General features: G+C 70.7%; 21 protein-coding genes and 1 pseudogene. 6 read left to right on the forward strand and 16 right to left on the reverse strand.

Annotated features, from left to right (window positions below; all coding sequences use genetic code 11):
* Positions 1-27: 27 nt before the first annotated feature.
* Positions 28-1,071 (forward strand): murein hydrolase activator EnvC family protein, encoded by a 1,044-nt coding sequence (locus tag ACIO9J_RS27375; protein ID WP_402004894.1) that lies wholly within the window; start codon positions 28-30, stop codon positions 1,069-1,071.
* Here ACIO9J_RS27375 and ACIO9J_RS27380 read toward each other — a convergent pair.
* From ACIO9J_RS27380 to ACIO9J_RS27415, 8 genes and pseudogenes are all read right to left on the reverse strand, one after another.
* Complete coding sequence (locus ACIO9J_RS27380; protein WP_402004897.1) at positions 1,068-1,985, reverse strand: Cof-type HAD-IIB family hydrolase; 918 nt, start codon at positions 1,983-1,985, stop codon at positions 1,068-1,070. The genes ACIO9J_RS27375 and ACIO9J_RS27380 overlap by 4 nt on opposite strands.
* 93 nt (positions 1,986-2,078) lie before the next feature.
* Complete coding sequence (locus ACIO9J_RS27385; protein ID WP_402004900.1) at positions 2,079-3,002, reverse strand: LLM class flavin-dependent oxidoreductase; 924 nt, start codon at positions 3,000-3,002, stop codon at positions 2,079-2,081.
* Positions 3,003-3,037: 35 nt separating this feature from the next.
* The gene (locus ACIO9J_RS27390) at positions 3,038-3,502 is read right to left on the reverse strand and encodes a hypothetical protein (RefSeq protein WP_402004903.1); all 465 of its coding nucleotides are present in this window, start codon (positions 3,500-3,502) and stop codon (positions 3,038-3,040) included.
* A 45-nt stretch (positions 3,503-3,547) separates the two neighbouring features.
* A pseudogene (locus ACIO9J_RS27395) lies at positions 3,548-3,637 on the reverse strand (RNA 2'-phosphotransferase); the annotation flags it as partial.
* A 249-nt stretch (positions 3,638-3,886) separates the two neighbouring features.
* On the reverse strand, positions 3,887-4,825 hold the full coding sequence (locus ACIO9J_RS27400) for a MerR family transcriptional regulator (protein ID WP_402004906.1): 939 nt from the start codon (positions 4,823-4,825) through the stop codon (positions 3,887-3,889).
* 27 nt (positions 4,826-4,852) lie between these two features.
* Entirely contained in the window at positions 4,853-5,785 is a 933-nt protein-coding gene (locus ACIO9J_RS27405) for a metal-dependent hydrolase (protein ID WP_402004909.1), read from the reverse strand.
* A complete protein-coding gene (locus tag ACIO9J_RS27410; RefSeq protein WP_402004912.1) occupies positions 5,782-7,575 on the reverse strand; it encodes an SDR family oxidoreductase in 1,794 nt (597 codons plus the stop codon). Before ACIO9J_RS27410 ends, ACIO9J_RS27405 begins: the two co-directional genes overlap by 4 nt.
* Positions 7,572-8,423, reverse strand: coding sequence for a M24 family metallopeptidase (locus ACIO9J_RS27415; protein ID WP_402004914.1), 852 nt, complete (start codon positions 8,421-8,423; stop codon positions 7,572-7,574). Before ACIO9J_RS27415 ends, ACIO9J_RS27410 begins: the two co-directional genes overlap by 4 nt.
* A gap of 270 nt (positions 8,424-8,693) precedes the next feature.
* On the opposite strand from ACIO9J_RS27415, the gene ACIO9J_RS27420 reads away from it, so the two are divergent.
* The 5 genes from ACIO9J_RS27420 (at position 8,694) to ACIO9J_RS27440 (ending at position 12,566) form a co-directional block, all read left to right on the forward strand.
* Positions 8,694-9,707, forward strand: coding sequence for an ABC transporter ATP-binding protein (locus ACIO9J_RS27420; RefSeq protein WP_402005427.1), 1,014 nt, complete (start codon positions 8,694-8,696; stop codon positions 9,705-9,707).
* The gene (locus tag ACIO9J_RS27425; protein WP_402004917.1) at positions 9,697-10,578 is read left to right on the forward strand and encodes an ABC transporter permease; all 882 of its coding nucleotides are present in this window, start codon (positions 9,697-9,699) and stop codon (positions 10,576-10,578) included. Before ACIO9J_RS27420 ends, ACIO9J_RS27425 begins: the two co-directional genes overlap by 11 nt.
* The gene (locus ACIO9J_RS27430) at positions 10,578-11,489 is read left to right on the forward strand and encodes an ABC transporter ATP-binding protein (protein WP_402004920.1); all 912 of its coding nucleotides are present in this window, start codon (positions 10,578-10,580) and stop codon (positions 11,487-11,489) included. The genes ACIO9J_RS27425 and ACIO9J_RS27430 overlap by 1 nt, the downstream gene beginning before the upstream one ends.
* 11 nt (positions 11,490-11,500) lie before the next feature.
* Positions 11,501-12,220: an ABC transporter permease subunit gene (locus ACIO9J_RS27435; RefSeq protein ID WP_402004922.1), complete on the forward strand. Its 720-nt coding sequence runs from the start codon at positions 11,501-11,503 to the stop codon at positions 12,218-12,220.
* Between the two features lie 136 nt (positions 12,221-12,356).
* Positions 12,357-12,566 (forward strand): hypothetical protein, encoded by a 210-nt coding sequence (locus ACIO9J_RS27440; RefSeq protein ID WP_402004925.1) that lies wholly within the window; start codon positions 12,357-12,359, stop codon positions 12,564-12,566.
* A gap of 498 nt (positions 12,567-13,064) precedes the next feature.
* On the opposite strand, the gene ACIO9J_RS27445 is transcribed toward ACIO9J_RS27440, so the two are convergent.
* The 8 genes from ACIO9J_RS27445 to ACIO9J_RS27480 all read right to left on the reverse strand — a co-directional run bounded on the left by ACIO9J_RS27445 (position 13,065) and on the right by ACIO9J_RS27480 (position 22,196).
* Positions 13,065-13,889: an HAD family hydrolase gene (locus tag ACIO9J_RS27445; RefSeq protein ID WP_402004928.1), complete on the reverse strand. Its 825-nt coding sequence runs from the start codon at positions 13,887-13,889 to the stop codon at positions 13,065-13,067.
* Entirely contained in the window at positions 13,886-15,163 is a 1,278-nt protein-coding gene (gene serS, locus ACIO9J_RS27450) for a serine--tRNA ligase (RefSeq protein WP_402004931.1), read from the reverse strand. The genes ACIO9J_RS27445 and serS overlap by 4 nt, the downstream gene beginning before the upstream one ends.
* 605 nt (positions 15,164-15,768) lie before the next feature.
* A complete protein-coding gene (gene pheA / locus ACIO9J_RS27455) occupies positions 15,769-16,704 on the reverse strand; it encodes a prephenate dehydratase (protein ID WP_402004934.1) in 936 nt (311 codons plus the stop codon).
* A gap of 124 nt (positions 16,705-16,828) precedes the next feature.
* The gene (efeB, locus tag ACIO9J_RS27460) at positions 16,829-18,076 is read right to left on the reverse strand and encodes an iron uptake transporter deferrochelatase/peroxidase subunit (protein WP_402004937.1); all 1,248 of its coding nucleotides are present in this window, start codon (positions 18,074-18,076) and stop codon (positions 16,829-16,831) included.
* An 11-nt stretch (positions 18,077-18,087) separates the two neighbouring features.
* On the reverse strand, positions 18,088-20,139 hold the full coding sequence (locus ACIO9J_RS27465; protein WP_402004940.1) for a copper resistance CopC/CopD family protein: 2,052 nt from the start codon (positions 20,137-20,139) through the stop codon (positions 18,088-18,090).
* Positions 20,140-20,153: 14 nt separating this feature from the next.
* A complete protein-coding gene (locus ACIO9J_RS27470) occupies positions 20,154-20,672 on the reverse strand; it encodes a copper chaperone PCu(A)C (RefSeq protein ID WP_402004943.1) in 519 nt (172 codons plus the stop codon).
* Positions 20,669-21,385, reverse strand: coding sequence for an SCO family protein (locus ACIO9J_RS27475; RefSeq protein WP_402004946.1), 717 nt, complete (start codon positions 21,383-21,385; stop codon positions 20,669-20,671). Before ACIO9J_RS27475 ends, ACIO9J_RS27470 begins: the two co-directional genes overlap by 4 nt.
* A gap of 91 nt (positions 21,386-21,476) precedes the next feature.
* Complete coding sequence (locus tag ACIO9J_RS27480; protein ID WP_402004951.1) at positions 21,477-22,196, reverse strand: YcnI family protein; 720 nt, start codon at positions 22,194-22,196, stop codon at positions 21,477-21,479.
* Between the last annotated feature and the right edge of the window lie 65 nt (positions 22,197-22,261).

Below are 22,261 nucleotides of genomic sequence, written 5' to 3' on the forward strand. Positions count from 1 at the left end.
CCGTCGGGGCGGGCAACGATCCCTGTCATGTCGCCGAGCCGTCACCGCCGTCCGCACCCGCTCCTCAGTGTGTCGGTGCTGCTGTGCGCGCTCCTTGGCCTCACGCCGCCCGCCGCGGCGTCCGAGGGCCCGAGCGCGAGTGCCGACGTGGCACGCCTCTACGAAGAGGCGTCCGCCGCGACCGCACGCTACGAAGCGGGCCGTCGGGCGGCCGGTGTCCAGCGGGTGCAGGTCCGCAGACTGGACCGGCTCCTCGCCGAGGAGCAGCGCCACGTGGCCGTGCTCCACGGAGACCTCGGCCGGCTGGCCAGCGCCCAGTACCGCTCCGGCGGCGGTCTGCCCTACACCGCGCAGATCCTCCTCGCCGACAGCCCGGACGCCCTGATGCGCGGCAAGCAGGTCCTGTTGCAGGCGGATCTCGCCGTGAACAGCGCCGTCGCCAAGACCCAGCGGGCCGCGGCGACCCTCGCGGTCGCCAAGCGCAGGGCGGACCGCGCCAAGCGCTCCCTGGACCGGCGCAACGCCCGTCTCGCGCGGCTGAAGCGCGGCATCGAGCGGAAGCTGGAGTCGGCGCGGTGGACGTTGCAGGGCGAGGCCGACCGGTCGGTCACCGCTGGCAAGTGCCGGGGCGCCGTACGCATGGACCAGCCGAAGACGCGGTCCACGCATGCGTGGGTGACGCCCGTGGAGACGTACGAACTCTCCGCGGGCTTCGACAGCGCGGGCGAGCGCTGGGCGCACCGGCACACGGGGCAGGACTTCGCGGTCGGCATCGGCACGCCCGTGCGGTCGGTCGGTGCGGGCCGGGTGGAGAGCGTCTCGTGCGGCGGGGGCTTCGGGATCGAGATCGTGGTGCGCCACAAGGGCGGCTACTTCACGCAGTACGCGCATCTCGCGGCCGTCGGCGTCGACCAGGGGGACCGGGTACGCCCTGGTCAGTGGATCGGGCAGGCGGGGACGACCGGCAACTCGACGGGACCGCATCTCCACTTCGAGACGCGGCTGACGCCCTATCTGGGCTCGGGCGTGGACCCGCGCCGGTGGCTGGCCGAGCGGGGCGTGAAGATCTAGCCCTGCCGCTGGTCCGCCAGGATCTGCTCGATGACGACCGCGACGCCGTCCTCGTTGTTGGCGACCGTGCGTCCCGAAGCGGCGGCGACGACGTCCGGGTGGGCGTTGCCCATCGCGTACGAGGTGCCCGCCCAGGTGAGCATCTCGATGTCGTTCGGCATGTCTCCGAAGGCGACGACTTCCTCGGGCGTGATGCCGCGCTCGGCGCAGCACAGCTCCAGGGTGCTGGCCTTGGAGACGCCGGGGCCGCTGATCTCCAGGAGGGCGCTCGGGCTGGAGCGGGTGACCGTGGCGCGGTCCCCGACGGCGGCGCGGGCGACGACCAGGAACTCGTCGGGCGCGAGCTCGGGGTGGTGGGCCAGGACCTTCAGGACGGGCTGGTCGGTGACGGCGGAGTGCTCCGGGTTCGCCGCGAGCAGCTTCTCGGCGGGCGCGACGCTCTCGCCGGGCTCCATGTGCAGCGGGGGGTACGCCTCCTCGTGGTGCAGTCCCCCGGTCCGCTCGATCGCGAAGGACGTGCCGGGCGCCGCGGCCCGCAGCCGCCGCACCACGTCCAGGGCGATCTCCCGCTCCAGCTCGCGCAGCTTCACGAAGCGGTGCGCGCCGGGGCCGCCGTGCAGATCGACGACGGCGGCGCCGTTTCCGCAGATGGCGAGGCCGTGACCGTGCACGTGGTCGCTGACCACGTGCATCCAGCGGGCCGGCCGGCCGGTCACGAAGAAGACCTCGACCCCGGCCTCCTCGGCGGCCGCGAGCGCGGCGACGGTGCGGTCGGAGACCGACTTGTCGTCGCGCAGCAGCGTTCCGTCCAGGTCCGTGGCGATCATCCGGGTCCGCGGGCGCGGCCCGGCCGGGGCGACGGCGTCCTGGGCGGTGGCGGCCGGGGGCTGGGGCCGTGGGGTAGCTGAGGTCACGCCACGGATTGTCCCGCACTCGTGTGCACGCCCGTGCGCTGGGGCGCACATCTGAGTGCTCCCCGGCGCCGTGGGTGCGTCACTCCCGTGTCCTCAGGCCCCGGTGGAGCCGCTGCTCAGCTGGGCGGGCGCCTCCATGGCGATCCGCTCGAAGATCTTCTCGTCCGCCCCGAAGTACGTGCCGGGCAGCGGCCAGTGGATGACGATCTCGTTGAAGCCCAGCTCGGCGTGGCGGCCAGCGAAGTCGACGAAGGCCTCGAAGGAGTCGAGCGGGCGGTCGGGGGTGAAGCCGGTGAGCAGGATCTTGTCGAGCTCGCCGACGTCGCGGCCGATCTCGTCGCAGGCCGCGGCGAGCTTGTCGGCCTGCCCGCGGATGGCTTGAATCGACTGCTCCGGGGTGCCGTTCTCGAAGAGCTTCGGGTCGCCCGTGGTCACCCATGCCTGCCCGTGGCGGGCGGCGAGCCGCAGTCCGCGCGGTCCGGTGGCGGCCACCGCGAAGGGCAGCCGGGGGCGCTGGACGCAGCCGGGGATGTTCCGCACCTCGTTCGCCGAGTAGTGCGTGCCGTCGTACGAGACGACGTCCTCGGAGAGCAGCCGGTCGAGCAGCGGCAGGAACTCGCCGAAGTGGTCGGCGCGCTCGCGCGGGGTCCAGGGCTCCTCGTCGGCCCGGCGCAGCGCCGTGGCGTCGAAGCCGTTGCCGCCCGCGCCGATGCCGAGGGTGATCCGGCCGTTCGAGACGTCGTCGAGCGTGATCAGTTCCTTGGCGAGCGTCACCGGGTGCCGGAAGTTGGGCGAGGTGACGAGCGTGCCGAGGCGGAGCCGCTCGGTGGCGGCCGCGGCGGCGGTGAGCGTCGGGACGGCGCCGAACCAGGGCCCGTCGCGGAAGGTCCGCCAGGACAGGTGGTCATAGGTGTACGCGGTGTGGAAACCCAGCTCTTCCGCGCGCTGCCAGCGCTCCTTGCCGCCTTCGTGCCAGCGGAGTACGGGAAGGATCACGGTGCTCAGGCGCAGGTTCATGTCTCCGAGCGTAAGTCCGCCGGTGGACCGCCCGCTCAGCGGACCTGGGCGCTGAGCCACGGCGTCAGGGTCACCATCGGGATGAACTCCTTGTACGTCTCGTCGCCCGGCAGCGGTACGACGAGGCGGTAGCCGGGCGGGAAGCGCCTGCCCTTGACGTGCGCGAGGCCGGAGAGGACCGACCGGACGAAGGCGGGCACGGCGTCGCGCGGGACGTCGTGGCACGCGACGTGCTCCACGGTGATCAGGGCGTCGGCGTCCTCGCCCGACTCGTCACCGGGGTAGAGCCGCACGGAGATCCGGGGCGAGCCGCCGAACTCCACATACGCCTCGTGCGGCAGCGAACCGTCGGGGTCGGCGGTCACCCCGATGCCCGCGGCGCCCCTGCGCGAGGTCTGGTCGGCGCCGATGTCGTGCGTGACCTCGATCTCCCGGTCGTACTCACGGGCGATCTCGCGCAGGGCTTCGAGGGCGGCCTCGGTGCTGTGCAGATGCTCCATGCGGCCGATCATGCCTGCTCAGCGAGGGTCGGGGAAGTGCGGAGCTCAGCGCGGGGCGGGGAAGCGGAGATAGCCGGGCGGTACGGCGGCGGTGAGCCAGACTCCGTTGGCACTGACCTGGAACACGTGTCCGTCCGTGGTCCGCCGTTCGTCGGCGGTCCGTCGTTCGTGCCCCGCGGGGGGTCCTTCTTTCATCCGTTCAGCGTCCCGGGGATCCGCTTCCCGCGCACGCGAATTCCTTTCCGGCTCCGTTCACGTTCGGTCGCTCACTTTTCATCCGGCAATTTCGATCCACAGGTTTGATCCACAGCCAAGTCCAGTTATCCACAGGCTACTTGGCGATTCTGTGGACAACTCACAGGTGATTGGCGGCATTTGATCAACTTACTCACGTTCACGGTGGTTTGTCGTGAGTGCGTCCAATGTCCGTGCCTGAACCTCTCGTTCGGCGGCCGCCGAGATGAACGCCGAGGTGTTCTCCTCGCCAACCAGCGCCTGCACAGCGCGCATTGTCGCGGCGGGCAGGGCCACGTTCTGCGGCAGATCCGTGCGCTCGGGCGGCAGCTCCGGGTCCAGGTGGCGGCGCAGGTGCAGCGTGGCGAACAGACGCATGGCGCGCGCCAGTTCGGCATCGACCGTCTGCTGTGCGAGCGGCCGCAGCCGGCGTACGAGAGAGGCGGCCTCGGCGGCATCCGCCTCGGTCGGCGGATGATTGCCGAGATAGCGGGCGAAGACGTGCTCGGTCGTGAACTCCAGGAAACGCGAAGCGATGTGTTCGACCTGTCCCCTCAACTCCCGCAAATGACCCGAGATCGCGGAAAGCGGAACTCCCGCCGCGTACAACTCGACGGCCACCGCGAGCTCTTGGGGACTCGGCACGAGAAACTCGTCGTCGCTTCCCTGGACCGGTTCGAGCACGCCGAGCGCGACGGCGTCGGCGACGGCCGCCTCGTCCGGGGTGCCGCCGAACGCCGCGTCGAGCTCGGCCCGGGTGATCCGGTCGGCCTTCTCGTCCGTCCAGGGGCCGTCCACCTCGGCGGCCAGGCCCAGCACGCCGCCCAGTCCCCGCCCGGCGTCCCAGGCCTCCAGGAGCTCCTTGATGGAGGCCAGGGTGTAGCCCCGGTCGAGCAGGTCGGCGATCTGCCGCAACCGCGCCAGGTGCGCGTCCCCGTACACGTTGGACCGCCCGCGCCGCTCCGGGCGGGGGAGCAGACCGCGGTCCTGGTAGGCGCGGATCGTGCGGACCGTCGCGCCGCTGTGGTGCGCCAGGTCCTCGATCCGGTACTCCAGCCGGAACCGCTCCGTGGGCTCGGTGTACTCCACGCTCCCCGCCCTCCGTGTTGCCTCGAACTAGGCGATGGCCGCCCGGCCCACCGCCGCGGCCGCGGCACGTGCCGCGGGTGACTGCGCCAGATACTCGACGGCCTTGCGCAGCGAGCCTTCCTGCGAGGGATGGTACGACCGCCGCAGGTAGCGGGGTATGGCCGTGCCGAGCTCGCGCCAGGTGGGCAGCAGGCCCTTGCGGACCGCCCTGTTGTGCTCGGCCAGTGAGTACCGCAGGCGGCCCGCGAGTTGCGGGTCGTGCCGGATCAGATAGGCGGTGCCCCAGACCCACAGGTAGAGCATCACGGGCGCGGTGACCGTCATGCCGGCGATCCGGCGGGCGTAGCGGGGCAGGCCCGTGCCGCCGCAGTGCTGGTACATGTCGAAGGCGACCGCGCGGTGTTCGACCTCCTCCGCGCCGTGCCAGCGCAGCAGGTCGAGCATGACGTCGTCGGCGCCCGCGCGGTCCAGGCCCTCGGCGTGCAGCACCCAGTTCCCCAGGACCGCGGTGAACTGTTCGATCGCGGCGACGATCGAGAGCCGGAAGCGCAGCCACTCCTGCGTCGGTATCGGCGCGCCCAACGGCGGCTGCTCGCCCAGGATCTTCTCGAAGAGCAGGTCGACGTACTTCGTGAACGCGGTGGTGTCCAGGCGCTGGGCGGCCAGGTGGTCGAGCACCTGCGCGTGCTGCACGCTGTGCGTGGCCTCCTGGCCCATGAAGCCCTTGACGTCCTTCAGGAGCACCGGGTCGGTGACCAGCGGAAGGCCCTCCTTGAAGACCTTCACGAACCACCGCTCCCCCGCGGGGAGCAGCAGATGCAGGACGTTGACGACGTGGGTGGCGGTCGGCTCGTCCGGTATCCAGTGCAGCGGCGTCTCGTCCCAGTCGAACGAGACCCGGCGCGGAACGATCCTGTAGTGCTCCTCGGCGTGCGTCTCGGCGTTCTTCTCCGTGCTCACAGCGGCGGCTCCAATCGGGCGATCGCGCGCAGGGCCTTGGGAGTGAAGCGGGACATGAGGTGGGCGCCGCGGGCCTCGGGGGTGACGGGGACCACCGCCTGGTTCTTCACGACGGCGCGCAGCACGGCGTCGGCGACCTTCTCCGGCGGATAGTTGCGCAGCCCGTAGAGCCGGGACGTCCTCTTCTGGCGGCGCTTCTCCTCCTCGGCGTCGACACCGGTGAAGCGCGTGGTCGCGGTGATGTTCGTGTTGACGAGACCCGGGCAGATCGCGGAGACCCCGATGCCCTGGCCCGCCAGCTCCGCGCGCAGGCACTCGCTGAGCATCAGGACCGCCGCCTTGGACGTGCTGTAGGCGGGCAGCGCCTTGGAGGGCTGATAGGCCGCCGCGGACGCGGTGTTGACGATGTGGCCGCCCTGGCCGCGCTCGGCCATCTGCTTGCCGAAGAGCCGGCAGCCGTGGATGACGCCCCACAGATTGACGTCGAGGACCTTCTTCCAGTCCTCGGCGCTGGTGTCCAGGAAGGAGCCGGAGAGGCCGATGCCCGCGTTGTTCACCAGGACGTCCACGACGCCGTACTCCGTGGCGACCTTCTCGGCGAACTTCTCCATGGCCTGCTCGTCGGTGACGTCGACCGTCTCGCCCCAGGCGGCCGGGGCGCCTATCAGGCGGGACATCTCCGCGGTGCGGGCCGCGCTCTCCGCGTCCCGGTCGACGGCGACCACGCGCGCGCCCGCCTCGGCGAAGGCGAACGCGGTGGCCCGCCCGATGCCGCTGCCCGCGCCGGTGATCAGGACGAGCTGGCCGCCGAAGCGCTCCGCGTGCTTGCCGGTGGCCACGCTGTCCCTGGCGGGCCTGCCGTCCTCGTTGCTCGTGACGAACTCGCCGATCCAGGCGGCCAGTTGGTCGGGCCGGGTACGCGGGACCCAGTGCTTGGCCGGCAGGGTGCGGCGGATCAGCTGCGGGGCCCACAGCTCCAGCTCGTCGTAGAGCCGCTCGGACAGGAAGACGTCTCCGGAGGGCGTGATGAGCTGCACGGGCGCGTGCGCGTACGCGTCGGCGCGGGGCCTGCGCAGCCGCGCCCGGACGTTGTCCCGGTACAGCCAGGCGCCGTGCGCGGCGTCCTGCGGCAGCGAGGACGTCGGGTAGTCGCCGGACGGGACCTTCTCGACGCGCTCCAGGATCTTCGGCCACCGCTTGCCGAGCGGGCCGCGCCAGGCGAGCTCGGGGAGCACGGGGGTGTGCAGCATGTACACGTACCAGGACTTGGCGCCCTGGCCGAGGAGTTGACCGACCCCGCGCGGGGTCGGCCGGGTCATCCGCTTCTTGATCCAGTGCCCGAAGTGGTCGAGCGAGGGGCCCGACATCGAGGTGAAGGACGCGATGCGCCCCTCCGTGCGCTTGACCGTGACGAACTCCCAGGACTGCACCGAGCCCCAGTCGTGCCCGACCACGTGCACCGGCCGGTCCGGGCTGACCGCGTCGACGACCGCCAGGAAGTCGTCGGTCAGCTTCTCCAGGGTGAAGCCGCCGCGCAGCGGGCGCGGGGCGGTGGACCTGCCGTGGCCCCGCACGTCGTAGAGGACGACGTGGAACCGGTCCGCGAGGCGCTCGGCGACCTCGGTCCACACCTCCTTGGAGTCCGGATAGCCGTGCACGAGCAGGACCGTGGGCCGCTCCGGGTCGCCCAGCTCGGCGACGCACAGCTCGACACCGCCCGTGCGCACCCAGCGCTCACGGGCGTCCTTCCAGACGCCGCCGGTGCTCTTGTGGATGTCTGCGGTGGTCATGCGGCGGCCCTCTCCTCAGCCCAGCGCCGCACGTGCGGCAGGTCGTCGTCCAGCCAGAACGCGCTCTGCTCGGGATCCTTGGAGTCGGTGACGACCAGGATCTCCTCGAACTTCGCGCCCGTACCCCGGAATCCGAGGTGCGGCTCGACCGCCCAGAGCCCCTGCCGGGGAGGGTGGTCGGAGAACTTGTAGGGGGACCACAGGGGGGACCAGCCGTCCCGGTGGCCGTGGATCGCGTCGCTCGCCAGGCCCTTCAGCGACTGCGTGCCGAATCCGAACAGGTGCGGCGTCAGACGGCGCTCCTTGACCCGGTCGACCTTGTGCGCGATGACGCCGAAGGGGTAGGCGCGATGCCGGTTGGCATAGCCCTGGCGGACCATGAGGCGGTCCACGTCCTCGTAGATCTCGCGCAGCGGGCGGCGCTCGCGCACCTCGCGCAGGATCAGCTCGCGGTGCGCCTCCAGATCGGCGAGGAGCTTGTCGTGCACGGGATTGAGGCCCAGGCAGCCGGAGTAGCCGATGTCGGCGGTGAACCCCTTGTACACCGGGGCCATGTCGAGGATGAACGGCATCCCCGGCTCCAGCTTCCGGTTGGTCGGGAAGAACTGGAGGGGTATCCGGAAGTTCACGAACGCCGTGCGGTCCCCGAACCAGGCGAAGGGCAGGTGGAACCAGTCCCGCACACCGCGCTCACGCAGCCACTCGCGCTGCATCCGCGCCGCCTCGCGCTCCGTCACGCCCGGCTTGAGCTGGGCCGCGATCGCTTCCGCGCATGCGTACGCAAGGGTCTGCACTTCCCTGAACCCCCGCAGTTCCGCGGAGAGTTCGCCTGCAACTGCTGAGGTCATGCCACCGTCCGTCCCGTGTCCGGCCCGTGCCTGCCAGGCCCCTGTCCGGTCCATCGCCGTACGCGTTCGTAACTTGACACTGATGAATGTGACAATGACCGGCGGCTACGTCAATAGCTCTGCACAACCCTCCGGGACAGGTCCGGAAGATCCCCCAGGGGCCGACTTCCGGACGACCCTTACGGGCCCGTAATACTCCAGAGTGAGTTCAGGTCAGGCCCGTGGTCTGACGACCGGTGTGGTCTGCGCCACTACCTTCGAAGCGTGACTGTGATCGCGACCGAAAGCCTGAGCAAGCGGTTCCCGAGGGTGACCGCGCTTGACCGGCTCTCCATGGACATCGGGCCCGGTGTGACCGGACTCGTCGGAGCCAACGGGGCCGGCAAGTCCACATTGATCAAGATCCTGCTGGGTCTGTCCCCCGCCACGGAGGGCCGCGCCGCCGTGCTCGGCCTCGACGTCGCCACCAGCGGCGGCGAGATCCGCGAACGCGTCGGATACATGCCCGAGCACGACTGTCTCCCGCCCGACGTCTCGGCCACCGAGTTCGTCGTCCACATGGCGCGGATGTCCGGACTCCCGCCCACCGCCGCCCGCGAACGCACCGCGGACACCCTGCGGCACGTGGGTCTCTACGAGGAGAGGTACCGCCCCATCGGCGGCTACTCGACGGGCATGAAGCAGCGCGTGAAGCTCGCGCAGGCCCTGGTGCACGACCCCCAGCTGGTCTTCCTCGACGAGCCGACCAACGGCCTCGACCCGGTCGGCCGGGACGAGATGCTCGGCCTGATCCGCCGCGTCCACACCGACTTCGGCATCTCGGTCCTCGTCACCTCGCACCTCCTGGGCGAGCTGGAGCGCACCTGTGACCACGTCGTCGTCATCGACGGCGGCAAGCTCCTGCGGTCCAGCTCCACCACCGACTTCACCCAGACCACCACGACGCTCGCCGTCGAGGTCACCGACACCGACGAGCACCCCGACGGCACCCGCGCGCTGCGCGAGGCGCTCAAGGGCCGCGGCGTCGACACCGAGGCCGGCGGCGAACTGCCCGGCGCGGGCCACACGATCCTGCTCACCGCCGAGGGCGAGGAGACCTACGACCTCGTGCGCGACCTGGTCGCCGACCTAGGCATCGGCCTGGTCCGCATGGAGCAGCGCAGGCACCACATCGCGGAGGTCTTCAAGGACGAGCCGGTCCAGGAGCCCGTCTCCGAGCGGGCGGCCGCCTGGGCGGCCACCACCGCCGCACGTCAGAACGGAGGCGGACGCGATGAGCACTGAGTCCACCCAGATCCACAACATCGGGTACCGCAACTACGACGGACCCCGCCTCGGCCGGGCCTACGCCCGCCGCTCGCTCTTCTCCCAGAGCCTGCGCGGCGCCTACGGGCTCGGGCGCTCCGCCAAGTCCAAGGTCCTGCCCATGGTCCTCTTCGCGGTGATGTGCGTGCCCGCCGCGATCATGGTCGCGGTCGCCGTGGCCACCAAGGCCAAGGACCTCCCCCTCGACTACACGCGGTACGCCATCGTGCTGCAGGCCGTCATCAGCCTCTTCCTGGCCGCCCAGGCCCCGCAGACCGTCTCGCGCGACCTGCGCTTCAAGACCGTGCCGCTCTACTTCTCCCGGCCCATCGAACGCGGTGACTACGTACTGGCGAAGTTCGCCGCGATGAGCTCGGCCCTCTTCGTCCTCACGGCGGCCCCGCTGCTCGTGCTCTACGTAGGGGCGCTGCTCGCCAAGCTCGACTTCGCCGACCAGACCAAGGGATTCGCCCAGGGACTCGTCTCCGTGGCGCTCCTTTCCGTCCTCTTCTCCGGCATCGCGCTGGTCATCTCCGCGATCACCCCACGGCGCGGCTTCGGCATCGCCGCCGTCATCGCGGTCCTGACCATCACCTTCGGAGCGGTGTCCACGGTCCAGGCGATCGCCTACGAGCAGGGCAGCACCGGCGCCATCCCCTGGCTCGGGCTCTTCTCGCCGATCACCCTCATCGACGGCGTCCAGACCGCCTTCCTCGGCGCGACCTCCGCCTTCCCCGGCGCGGAAGGTCCCTCCGCGGGCATCGGCGTCGTCTACGTACTCGTCGTCCTCGGCCTCATCGCGGGCTGCTACGGCGCCATGATGCGCCGCTACCGGAAGGTCGGCCTCTGATGACGATGATCAACATCGACCACACGTCCCGCTGGTTCGGGAACGTGGTGGCCGTCAACGACATCACCATGAACATCGGCCCGGGAGTCACCGGACTCCTCGGTCCCAACGGCGCGGGCAAGTCGACGCTCATCAACATGATGGGCGGCTTCCTCGCCCCCTCCACGGGCAGCGTCACGCTCGACGGCAAGCCGATCTGGCGCAACGAGCAGATCTACAAGGACATCGGCATCGTCCCCGAGCGGGAGGCGATGTACGACTTCCTCACGGGCCGCGAATTCGTCGTGGCCAACGCCGAGTTGCACGGACTCGACGAGCGGGCCGCCAAGAAGGCGCTCGCCACGGTCGAGATGGAGTACGCGCAGGACCGGAAGATCTCGACGTACTCCAAGGGCATGCGCCAGCGCGTGAAGATGGCGTCCGCGCTGGTCCACGAGCCGTCCGTGCTGCTGCTCGACGAGCCGTTCAACGGCATGGACCCGCGTCAGCGCATGCAGCTGATGGAGCTCCTGAGGAGCATGGGCGACCAGGGCCGCACGGTGCTGTTCTCCTCGCACATCCTCGAAGAGGTCGAGCAACTCGCCTCGCACATCGAGGTGATCGTCGCCGGACGGCACGCGGCCAGCGGTGACTTCCGCAAGATCCGCCGCCTGATGACCGACCGCCCGCACCGCTATCTGATCCGTTCCAGCGACGACCGCGCCCTGGCCGCCGCGCTGATCGCCGATCCGTCGACGGCCGGCATCGAAGTCGACCTCAAGGAGGGCGCGTTGCGCATTCAGGCGGTCGACTTCGGCCGGTTCACCACGCTGCTGCCCCGGGTCGCCCGTGAGCACGGCATCCGGCTCCTGACGGTCTCGCCTTCGGACGAGTCCCTCGAGTCGGTCTTCTCCTACCTCGTCGCGGCCTGAAGGGAGCCACCGTGTACGACCCCACTGTCGCCCGGCTCACCTACCGGGCCCTGCTCGGCCGCCGCCGGGCTCTGATCCTCTTCGCCCTGCCCCTCCTGCTGATCGTGATCTCCGCGGCGGTCCGCGGTTTCAGCGGCGCCGACGACCAGGTGGCCGCCGACGTCCTGGGCGGATTCGCGCTCGCCACGATGGTGCCGATCATCGGCGTCATCGCGGGCACGGGCGCGATCGGCCCGGAGATCGACGACGGTTCCGTCGTCTACCTGCTGTCCAAGCCGGTCAAGCGGCCCACGATCATCTTCACCAAGCTGATCGTCGCCATCGCGGTCACCATGGCCTTCTCCGCGATCCCGACGTTCATCGCCGGAATGATCCTGAACGGCAACGGCCAGCAGATCGCCGTCGCCTACACCGTCGCGGCGCTGGTCGCCTCGATCACCTACGCCGCGATCTTCCTGCTGCTCGGCACGGTCACCCGGCACGCCGTGGTCTTCGGCCTCGTCTACGCCCTGGTCTGGGAGGCCCTCTTCGGCTCCCTGGTCGCCGGGGCGCGCACCCTCAGCGTGCAGCAGTGGTCCCTCGCCGTGGCCCAGAAGGTCGGCAAGGGCGATCTGATCACCTCGGACGTCGGCCTGCCCGCCGCGATGACCCTGCTGGTCCTCGTCACGGTCGCCACGACCTGGTACGCGGGGCAGAAGCTGCGGACGCTGAAGCTGGCCGGGGAGGAGTAGACCCGGCAGGAGCGGCCCGCGCGTCGGCTCGGGCCCGCCACGACCCCGCACCGTCCTGACCGTGCCTTCACCCTCCCATCAGCACACTGGTGGGAGGGTGCGCCGTCGGGCGTGCCGTTTCCGAGGAGGTGCCGCGATGGCATCGGAGGAGGACCGGGACGAGATCGTCCTGGACGAGGACTTCATACGGTCCGCCGAGGTGTCGGAGCCGTCGGCGCGGGCCCGCATGCTGAGCGCGCGGTGGCGGGAGCGGGGGGCGCCGGAGCCGCAGCCGTGGCGCTCCGACGAGCCGCCCGCGGGGTGGTTCTTCAGCCGGTCGCGGCGGCGGAGGTGGCGGCGGCGCTAGCGTTGCGGCGGCGCCAGCGTTGCGGCGGCGCTGGGGCGGTTTTATTCGGTGGCGGTGAACTCGCGTTGCGGGCACAGTAGTTGATGTCACCGCACCGGTCATCCGGTGCTTGTTGACGGGGAGAGGGACCGACGCGTCCGGCAGGACGAGTACGTCGAGTTCCCGACAGGGCAGCCTGCGGCCGGCTCCGGAGTAGTTCTCACTTCGTCAGAGCCCCGCGCACGGGGGAGCTGCCCGGGGCGGCCGCTTCGAGCGCGCAGATCCCACTCTGCGCGGGCCGCCCACCCTGTTCGTCCTCAAACGCCGGACGGGCTGAAACCATCCGCACCGGACCGGCAAGGACGGCCCATCCTGCACGGGCTGAAAACCACCCGCCTCGGACGGGGTGGGAACCGCCGCCCCGGGTGGGCAGCGAAGCATTCGCCCTGCACGGGCTGGAAACCCGTCCGCCCCGCACCGGCCAGACCCACCCGCCCGGCCCCGCCCCGCCGAAACCCCTCAGCCCAGCAACCGCTCCAGCACCACCGCGATGCCGTCCGTCTCGTTCGACGTCGTTACCTCGTCCGCCACCGACTTGAGTTCCTCGTGGGCGTTGGCCATGGCTACGCCGTGGGCTGACCAGCCGAACATGGGGATGTCGTTGGGCATGTCGCCGAAGGCGATCGTGTCCGCCGCCTTCGCGCCCAGGCGGCGGGCCGCGAGGGAGAGGCCGGTGGCCTTGGAGAGGCCGAGGGGGAGGAGTTCGACGATGCCCTCGCCCGCCATCGTCACGCCGACCAGGTCGCCCGCCACCCGACGGGCCACGTCGGAGAGCGCGTCGTCGCTGAGGCCGGGGTGCTGGACGTACACCTTGTTCAGCGGGGCTGCCCAGAGGTCGGCGACGTCCGTGAAGGGGATCACCGGGAGCGGGCCCTCCTGGACCGCGTACCCGGGGCCGACCAGGACCTCGCCGTCGAGGCCGTCACGGCTCGCGGCGAGCGCCAGCGGGCCGATCTCCGCCTCTATCTTGGCCAGGGCCAGCCCGGCCAGCTGCCGGTCGAGCGTCACCGAGGTGAGCAGGCGGTGCTCCCCCGCGTGGTAGACCTGCGCGCCCTGTCCGCACACCGCGATGCCCTCGTAGCCGAGGTCGTCGAGGATGTGGCGGGTCCAGGGCACCGCACGGCCGGTGACGATGATGTGCGCGGCGCCCGCCGCGGTGACCGCGGTGAGCGCCTCGCGCGTCCGTTCCGAAACCGTGTCGTCGGAGCGCAGCAGCGTTCCGTCGAGGTCGGTCGCGACCAGCTTGTACGGGAAGGAGGGCGTGACCGGAGCTGGGTGGCTCACTTGGCGATGGGCTCCAAAATCTCTCGTCCGCCCAGGTACGGGCGCAGCACCTCGGGCACCACCACGGAGCCGTCGGCCTGCTGGTGATTCTCCAGGATGGCCACGATGGTGCGCGGGACGGCGCACAGCGTGCCGTTCAGCGTGGCGAGGGGCTGGACCTTCTTGCCCTCGCGCATGCGCACCGAGAGGCGGCGGGCCTGGAAGCCGTCGCAGTTCGAGGCCGAGGTCAGCTCGCGGTACTTGCCCTGGGTGGGGATCCACGCCTCGCAGTCGAACTTGCGCGAGGCGGAGGCGCCGAGGTCACCGGTGGCGACGTCGATCACCTGGAAGGGCAGGCCGAGGCCGGTGAGCCACTGCTTCTCCCACTCCAGGAGCCGCTGGTGCTCGTTCTCCGCGTCGGCCGGGTCGACGTACGAGAACATCTCGACCTTGTCGAACTGGTGCACGCGGAAGATGCCGCGGGTGTCCTTGCCGTACGTGCCCGCCTCGCGGCGGAAGCAGGGCGAGAAGCCGGCGTACCGCAGGGGCAGCTTGTCGGCCTCGATGATCTCGTCCATGTGGTAGCCGGCGAGGGCCACTTCGGAGGTGCCGACCAGGTAGTAGTCGTCCTTCTCCAGGTGGTACACGTTCTCCGAGGCCTGGCCCAGGAAGCCGGTGCCCTCCATGGCGCGCGGGCGGACCAGGGCGGGCGTCAGCATCGGGATGAACCCGGCCTCCGTCGCCTGCGCGATCGCCGCGTTCACCAGGGCGAGCTCCAGGAGCGCGCCGACGCCGGTGAGGTAGTAGAAGCGCGATCCGGAGACCTTCGCGCCGCGCTCGACGTCGATGGCGCCGAGCGCCTCGCCGAGCTCCAGGTGGTCCTTGGGCTCGAAGCCCTCGGCGGCGAAGTCGCGCGGGGTGCCGATCGTGTCGAGGACGACGAAGTCCTCCTCGCCGCCGACCGGGACGTCCTCGTGGACGACGTTCCCCAGCTGGAGGAGGAGGCGCTTGGCCTCCTCGTCGGCCTCGCCCTGCGCGGCGTCGGCGGCCTTGACCGCGGCGGAGAGCTCACCGGCCTTCTTCAGGAGCTCCTGCTTCTCCTCGGGCGCGGCCTTGGGGATCAGCTTGCCGAGCGCCTTCTGCTCGGAGCGGAGCTCGTCGAAGCGGACGCCGGACGACCTGCGCAGCTCGTCGGCGGAGAGCAGGGCGTCGACGAGCGCGACGTCCTCTCCACGGGCGCGCTGGGAGGCGCGAACACGGTCGGGGTCCTCACGGAGCAGGCGAAGGTCAATCACCCCTCAAGGCTACCGTCGAGCGGTTCCGGCCCACGACTCGATATTCCATTGTGTACGTTATGCCCGGTTTGCCGGAAAGGGAATTTCTGGCTCACGGGGCACCGGATCAAGATCGATTCGGCTGGAAAACCTCTGTGCGACCCGCTCTCACGGCGGGTCAATAAAGGGGACGCCATTCCCCGAAATGGGGCAGAGCGCGCGTACCGTCTTGACCGGAACCCCTTGTGGGAGGCGGGACTTGGGGGCGTTGTCCACTTCGGTTGTCCACAGGAATGGGACCTTCCGAAGAGTTATCCACAGGGTGTGCGAAAGATCTGTGGATTTCGGAAGGGGGTGTTCCGAAAGCCGCATGCCGGACGAAGGAATCCCTTCCCAAGCCAGCCCCACCCCCACTTTCGAGTGGAAATGGTTCGCTCCAAAGAGTTGATCAATGGAAAAGGGTGGACGAGGGGTGACGTGCGGGGCTGTGGACGGACTTGGCTCCCGTGGGCCGATTTGTCGACCATGTAGCGCTTCGTTGTCGACTTGTCCCCAGGTCGAGACGCGCACCTGTGGATAACTTCTGTGGATAGCGTAAATGTGCAGGTAGGACAGGACTCGGCTGGCTAGAAACGGCCGTCCTGGCTGCGCGCCAGCCAGTCGGACGCGGCGATGAACGCCTCGTCCGTGGTGCCGGGCCGCGGCGTCCGCACATCGGCGGGGGCCGCCCCCGCCTGCGGATACGAGCCGAGGAAGCGCACCTGGGGGCAGATCCGCTTGAGGCCCATCAGCGCCTCGCCGACCCTGCGGTCCGTGATGTGTCCTTCGGCGTCCACCGAGAAGCAGTAGTTGCCGATGCCCCGGCCCGTGGGCCGCGATTCGATCCGCATCAGGTTGACGCCGCGTACGGCGAACTCCTGGAGCAGTTCGAGCAGCGCACCGGGGTGGTCGTCGCCGAGCCAGATGACGACGGAGGTCTTGTCGGCGCCCGTCGGCGCGGCGGGCCTGGCCGGGCGGCCGACGAGCACGAAGCGGGTCTCGGCGTTCGCCGCGTCGTGGATCTCGCTGACCAGCGGCACCAGGCCGTACGTCGCCGCGGCGAACTCGCCCGCGAAGGCGGCGTCGAAGCGGCCCTCCTGGACGAGCCGCGCGCCGTCCGCGTTCGAGGCGGCCGACTCCCACAGGGCGTCGGGCAGGTGTGCGGCGAGCCAGTTGCGCACCTGGGGCTGGGCCACCGGGTGGCCGGTCACGGTCTTGACGTCCGCGAGCGCGGTGCCGGGGCGCACGAGCAGCGCGAAGGCGATCGGCAGGACCACCTCGCGGTAGATCATCAGCGGCTCGCCCTTGGCGAGTTCGTCGACGGTGGTGGTGACGCCGCCCTCGACCGAGTTCTCGATGGGCACGAGCGCGGCCGCCGCCTCGCCGTTGCGCACCGCGTCGAGCGTGGCCGGCACGGACACCATCGGGACCAGTTCCCGGGCGGCCGCTTCGGGCAGCGTGCGGAGGGCGGCCTCGGTGAAGGTGCCTTCGGGGCCGAGATAGGTGTAGCGCGTCGCCGACATACCGTCACCCTAATGGCCCGTGGGGGGCCTGGCTCATGCGTCTCACAGGGCGACCCCCGCCCCACGGTGGAACGCGCGCGCCCCACGGCGGAACGCGCGCCCCCGCCCCGCCGAGGGGAGCCGCTCACCCCTCCAGCAACTCCTGCCCCACGTACCCGCCCTTCGCCGCCCCGCCCGGCACCGCGAAGAGGCCGCTCGCCTCGTGCCGGATGAAGTCCGACAAGGCATCGCCCCGGTCGAGCTTGCGCTGGACGGGGACGAAGCCGCGGACCGGGTCGGCCTGCCAGCAGACGAAGAGCAGGCCCGCGTCCGGCTCGCCCTTGTCGTCGAAGCCGTCGTGGTACGAGAACGGGCGGCGCAGCATCGCGGCTCCGCCGTTCTGGTCGGGCCGCGTGATCCGGGCGTGGGCGTTGACGGGGATGACGACCGTGCCGTCGGGGCCCGTCTTCTCCAGCTTCGGCTCGGTGGTCTCGGTGCCGCCGGTCAGCGGCGACCCGTCCGACTTGTGCCGCCCGATCACCGCCTCCTGGTCCTTGACGCCGAGCTTCTCCCAGTCGTCGAGGAGCATCCGGATCCGGCGTACGACCACGTAGGAGCCGCCCGCCATCCACGCGGGGTCGCCGTCGGCGGGCACGAAGATCCGCTCGTCGAAGTCCTTGTCCGACGGCTTCGGGTTGTTGGTGCCGTCGACCTGGCCCATCAGATTGCGGGTCGTCATGGGGTGCGCGGTGGCGCCGGGCGAGCGGTTGAAGCCGTTCATCTGCCAGCGCACGCGCGCCGCCCCGGCCGCGTCCCGCTGGATCGCGCGCAGCGCGTGGAAGGCGACGAGCGGGTCGTTCGCTCCGATCTGCACCCACAGGTCGCCGTTGCTGCGCGCCTTGTCCAGCCGGTCGGACGAGAAGTTCGGCAGCGGATCGAGGGCGTCGGGACGCTGCTTCTCCAGTCCCGTACGCCCGAAGAAGCCGGCGCCGAAACCGAACGTGACGCTCAGGGACGAGGGGCCCGCGTCCCGGGCGACCGCGGTGTCGTCGTCGCCCACGGGCTCGCCCGCCATCAGCCGCGCGGCGGTCGCCGACCAGCGGCGCAGCAGGGCCGCCGCCTCCTTGCGGCCCGCGCCCGCCGCCAGGTCGAAGGCGGCGAGATGGCCGCGGGACTGGGTGGGCGTGGTGATGCCGGGCTGATGTTTCCCGTGAAACATGACCTCGTCCGTGCCCAGCGACGCGAGCGCCGCCTTCGACACGTCGTCCGAGGACGAGCCCGGTCCGGAGGAGGCGGCGGCGTAGCCGACCGCGCCGCCCCCCGCGCCGAGCGCGAGGCCGGTCGCGCCCGCGGTGCCGAGCAGCCGACGCCGCGAGATCCCGTTGTCCGCCATGGTGGTTCCGTTCAGCCGATCTGCGCGTTCTTCTTCACGGTGACCTGGTCGATGTCCGACGTCCGTACGGTCACCGCGATCTTCCAGTCGCCCGCCATCGGGATCTGCACCCCGCTCGCACTCCAGTGTCCGGTGGCGATGTGGTCGGGAGCGACGGGCAGCGGTCCGACGTCCTTGGACGCCAGGGTGAACGAGACCTTCACCTCGGGGATGTCGAAGGCGCTGCCGTTGGGCCGCTTCACATAGATGTGCAGGTCGTTGCTGCCGGTGCGGCCCGGGTCGAGGTCGAGCTGCACCGTGCCCTTGCCGTCCTGGCCGCCCGTGTCGAAGGGCACCTTGACGCTGAGCGGGCCCGAACGCTGCGCCGCCGCGGCCGAGGTGGCCTTGGCGGCCTCCTCCTCCGTGCGGCCCGGCTCGGTGGTCGTCAGGATCGTGGTGACGGCGAGCAGCACGACGGCGATGCCCGCCTCGGTGAGCACCGAGCGGCGCAGCCCCGAGCGGTGCGGGTCGGCGTCGCGGATGCGCTTCTCGCGGGCGCTGGCCATGGCGGCCTGCTGCCGGGCGAGCTGCGCGGAGCGCCGTGCGTCGGCGCCGCCGGACGGCACCGTGACGGGCTTCTCCGCGCGCTGCTCGACGACGGCGCGCTGCTCGACCGCGGTGCCCTGTTCGACCGCGGTGCCCTGTTTGACCGCGGCGCGCTGTTCGACGACCACGGCGGCCGCCGCCTCCGGGGCGAGCCCGCCCGCCTCGGCGGCGATGCGCCCGGTCCACCGCCGCGAGATGTAGGCGACGCCCACCAGGACGACGACCAGGCCGACCTTGACCAGGAGCAACTGCCCGTACGACGTACCGGTCAGCGCCGACCACGAGCCGACCTGCCGCCACGACTGGTAGAGCCCGGTCGCGGCGAGCACGACGACGCTGGTGAACGCGACCCGGGAGAACCGCCGCACGGCCGCGCCCTCCACCGACGGCGTGCGGTACAGCGCGACGACGAGCGCCGCGAGCCCGCCGAGCCAGGCGGCGACGGCCAGCAGGTGCAGCACGTCGACGGGCATCGCGAGCCCCGCCTGGATGCCGGTCGAGGCGTGCTCGGCCATCGCCCAGGTCGCCGCGATCCCGATGGCGACGACGGTGCCGCCGATGGCCAGGCCGAAGGTGAGGTCCTTCTTCTCCTTGGGGTCGGTCCGCTTCTCGTACGCGCCGAAGAGCACCGCGATGAACAGCGCGGCGGCGGCGAGCAGAAGGAGACGGGAGACCAGGGCCGCGCCGGTCTTGGTGTTGAGGACGTCGCCGAGCTTGCCCATGTCGAAGGCGTCGGCGAGCTTGCCCGAACCCGTGTAGGGGGCGCGCAGCAGGAGCAGCACGAGGGTGGCGCCGGTCAGCGTGACCCAGCCGTACGTCACCAGGCGCTGCAAGGGGCGTACGCCCGCGCCGCGCGGCCAGCAGCCGAGCACGAAGGCGGCGCCGCCGACGACCAGGATGAACCCGGCGTACGAGAAGTAGCGCGCGATGTCGTAGAGCACGCCGACCAGGCCGCCGCCGGCCTCCTGGTCGGGCAGCGCGACCTTGGTGTCGGAGGGCGCGCCGATGGAGAAGGTGAAGGCGCCCGCGACCGGATGGCTGTCGGCGGACACCACTTGGTAGGCGACGGTGAAGGTGCCGTCGGGCAGGCCGGGACGGAGCTTCACGCCGTAGGTGTTGGAACCCAGGTCGGTGGTCTTCTTGGTGTCGGCGCGCTTGCCCGAGGGGTCGAGCACCCGCACCGAGCCGTCCGACATGGCGACCTTCTCGGAGAAGGTCAGCTTCACCTCGTCGGGCGCCTTGGGGACCACCGCTCCCTGCTTCGGGTCACTGCCCGTCAGCGCGGCGTGCGCGGACGCGGGCGCGGCGCCGGCGAGGAAGGCGCCGGTCGCGGCGACGATCACCAGGAGGAGCCGCAGGAGACGCGGCACGCCTCCGGTGCGGAAGGTGTTCCCGGTCCTGGCGCGGCGAGCGGTCCCGGAGCCGGGAGCGTTCCTGGAGCCGGGAGCATTCCTGGAGCGGGGAGCGATGGTCTGCATCAACGGTCCGTCCCTCAGTGCGACTTGTGCGAGCCGTGTGCCGACTCGCCCTGCTGCTCGGGGTTGTACGTCGCTTCCTTGACCGGCACCTCGATCTTGACGGGGTCCGACTTCTGGAAGTGCAGCGTGACGGCCACCTTCTCGCCCTGCTTCGGCTTGCGCTTCAGCTTTTCGAGCATCAGGTGGTTGCCGCCGCGGGTGAAGTCCAGCTCGCCGTCGGCGGGCACGTCGAAGGAGTCCTGCTCCTTCATCACGCCGCCCTTGGAGCTGTGCAGCGTGATGTCACCGGCGATGTCACTGGTGGCGGAGGTCAGCTTGTCGGCCGCGCCCTTGTTGTCGATCCTCAGGAAGCCCGCCGCCATGTCGTCCATGGTGGGCTCGGGGATGAAGGCCCCGCTGACCTCGAGCTCGGGCTTGTCGGCCGAGTCCTTGGAGTCGGAGCCGTCGCCGCAGCCCGCCAGGGCCAGCGCCGCGACCAGGGCTATGGCGCCGCCGGCGAGGGCGCGGCGGTGGGTGGTGGTGCGGTGGTTCACGGGTTCTCTCCCTTGATGATCTTGGGGAGATCCCTGGTGTAGTCGGCCGCGGTGGCTTCGTCGCTGTACAGGACGTATCCCTTGTCGGTCTTCGGCGAGTACGCGATGACCTGCTTGCCGTGCATCGAGACGAGCTTGCCCTTCTTGTCCTTCTTGGTCGGCTCGACGCTGATGGCGACCTGGCTGGCCCCGGCCTGGATGGTCGCGAAGTCGCCGGTCAGGCCGACGAAGTCCTTGTCCACACCGTTCAGCCACTCCTTGAGGCGGGGAGCGGTGTCGCGGTCGGGGTCGGTGGTGACGAAGACGACCCGGAGCTTGTCCCGCTCGGCCTTGGAGAGGCCGGACTTCTCCAGTTCCTTCTTGGCGACCGCGATGTTGCCCATCGTCAGGGGGCAGGCGTCGGGGCAGTGCGTGTACCCGAAGTAGAGCAGGGTCGCCTTGCCCTCGGTCTCCTTACGCAGGTCGTACTTCTTGCCGTTCACGTCCTTCAGGACGAGGTTCGGCTTCTTGTACGGGTTGTCGAGCACCGTCGCGGCCTTGCCCGAGTCGGACTCCACCGAGACGTCGGCGGTCGGCTTGTCTTCGCTGCCGCATGCGGCCAGCGTGAGCGCTGCCGCGGTCAGTACGGCGGCCGCGGCGAGGGTCCTGCCACGGCCCGTGCGGAGGCTGTTGCCCGCGGTGCTTCTCGTGCTCTTCGAGCTCTTCGTGCGCATACGAAAATGTCCCAGATGTGAGGGGGCCGGGGTGCACCGGGGCAGGCGTGTGCCGGGCCGGTGCACCCCGAAGGGTGGCTCTGCCGACGGCTCAGGCGGTGGTGCGGCGACGTCCTGCCAGCACGCCGAAGGCGACGCCCGCGGCGCCCACCACGATGCCCACGATGCCGAGCACCCGGGCCGTGGTGTCGCTGCTGTCGGAGTCGTCGGACGCGGCCTTCTCGGTACCGGCCTTGGCGTCGTCCTTGGCGGCCGCGCCGCCGTGCTCGTCGGACGCGGCGGTCAGCTGGAGGGTGGGCGCCGGGTGCTCCGGCTCCTCCTGGCCCTTCTGCTGCGGCTCGATCCAGCGGACGACGTCCTTGTTGTCGTACGTCTGGATGGCCTTGAAGACCAGTTCGTCGGCGTTCTCGGGCAGCTGGCCCATGGAGACGGGGAACTTCTGGAAGGTGCCGGGCTGGATGCCCTTGCCGTCGGCGGTCCAGGTGACCTTGGAGACGGCCTCGTCGATCTTCTCGCCGTGGATTTCGAGGGGCTTGTCGAGCTTGCTCTTGGTGACCTTCACGTTCCAGCCCGGGACGGGCTCCGTCATCACGGAGGCCAGCGGGTGGTCGGTGGGGAAGGCGACCTCGACCTTGGTGGTCGAGGCGTCGTCCTGCTCGTTCGGGACCTTGAAGTTGACCGTCGCGTAACCGCCCTTGGCGGCCTCGCCCTCCGGCGAGACGCTGACGTGCGCGAAGGCGGGCGCGGAGAGGACGAGCACGGCGGAGGCGGCGACGGTGGCCGCGGCGGCGATGCGGGACTTGGCGTTCATGGAGGCACTCCACTTTCCGTGGTGGTGAACAGCGAGGAGGTGTGCGCGCGGCCGGAACGGGCACG

The organism is Streptomyces sp. NPDC087300 (assembly GCF_044744425.1).
Taxonomy (GTDB): Bacteria; Actinomycetota; Actinomycetes; order Streptomycetales; family Streptomycetaceae; genus Streptomyces.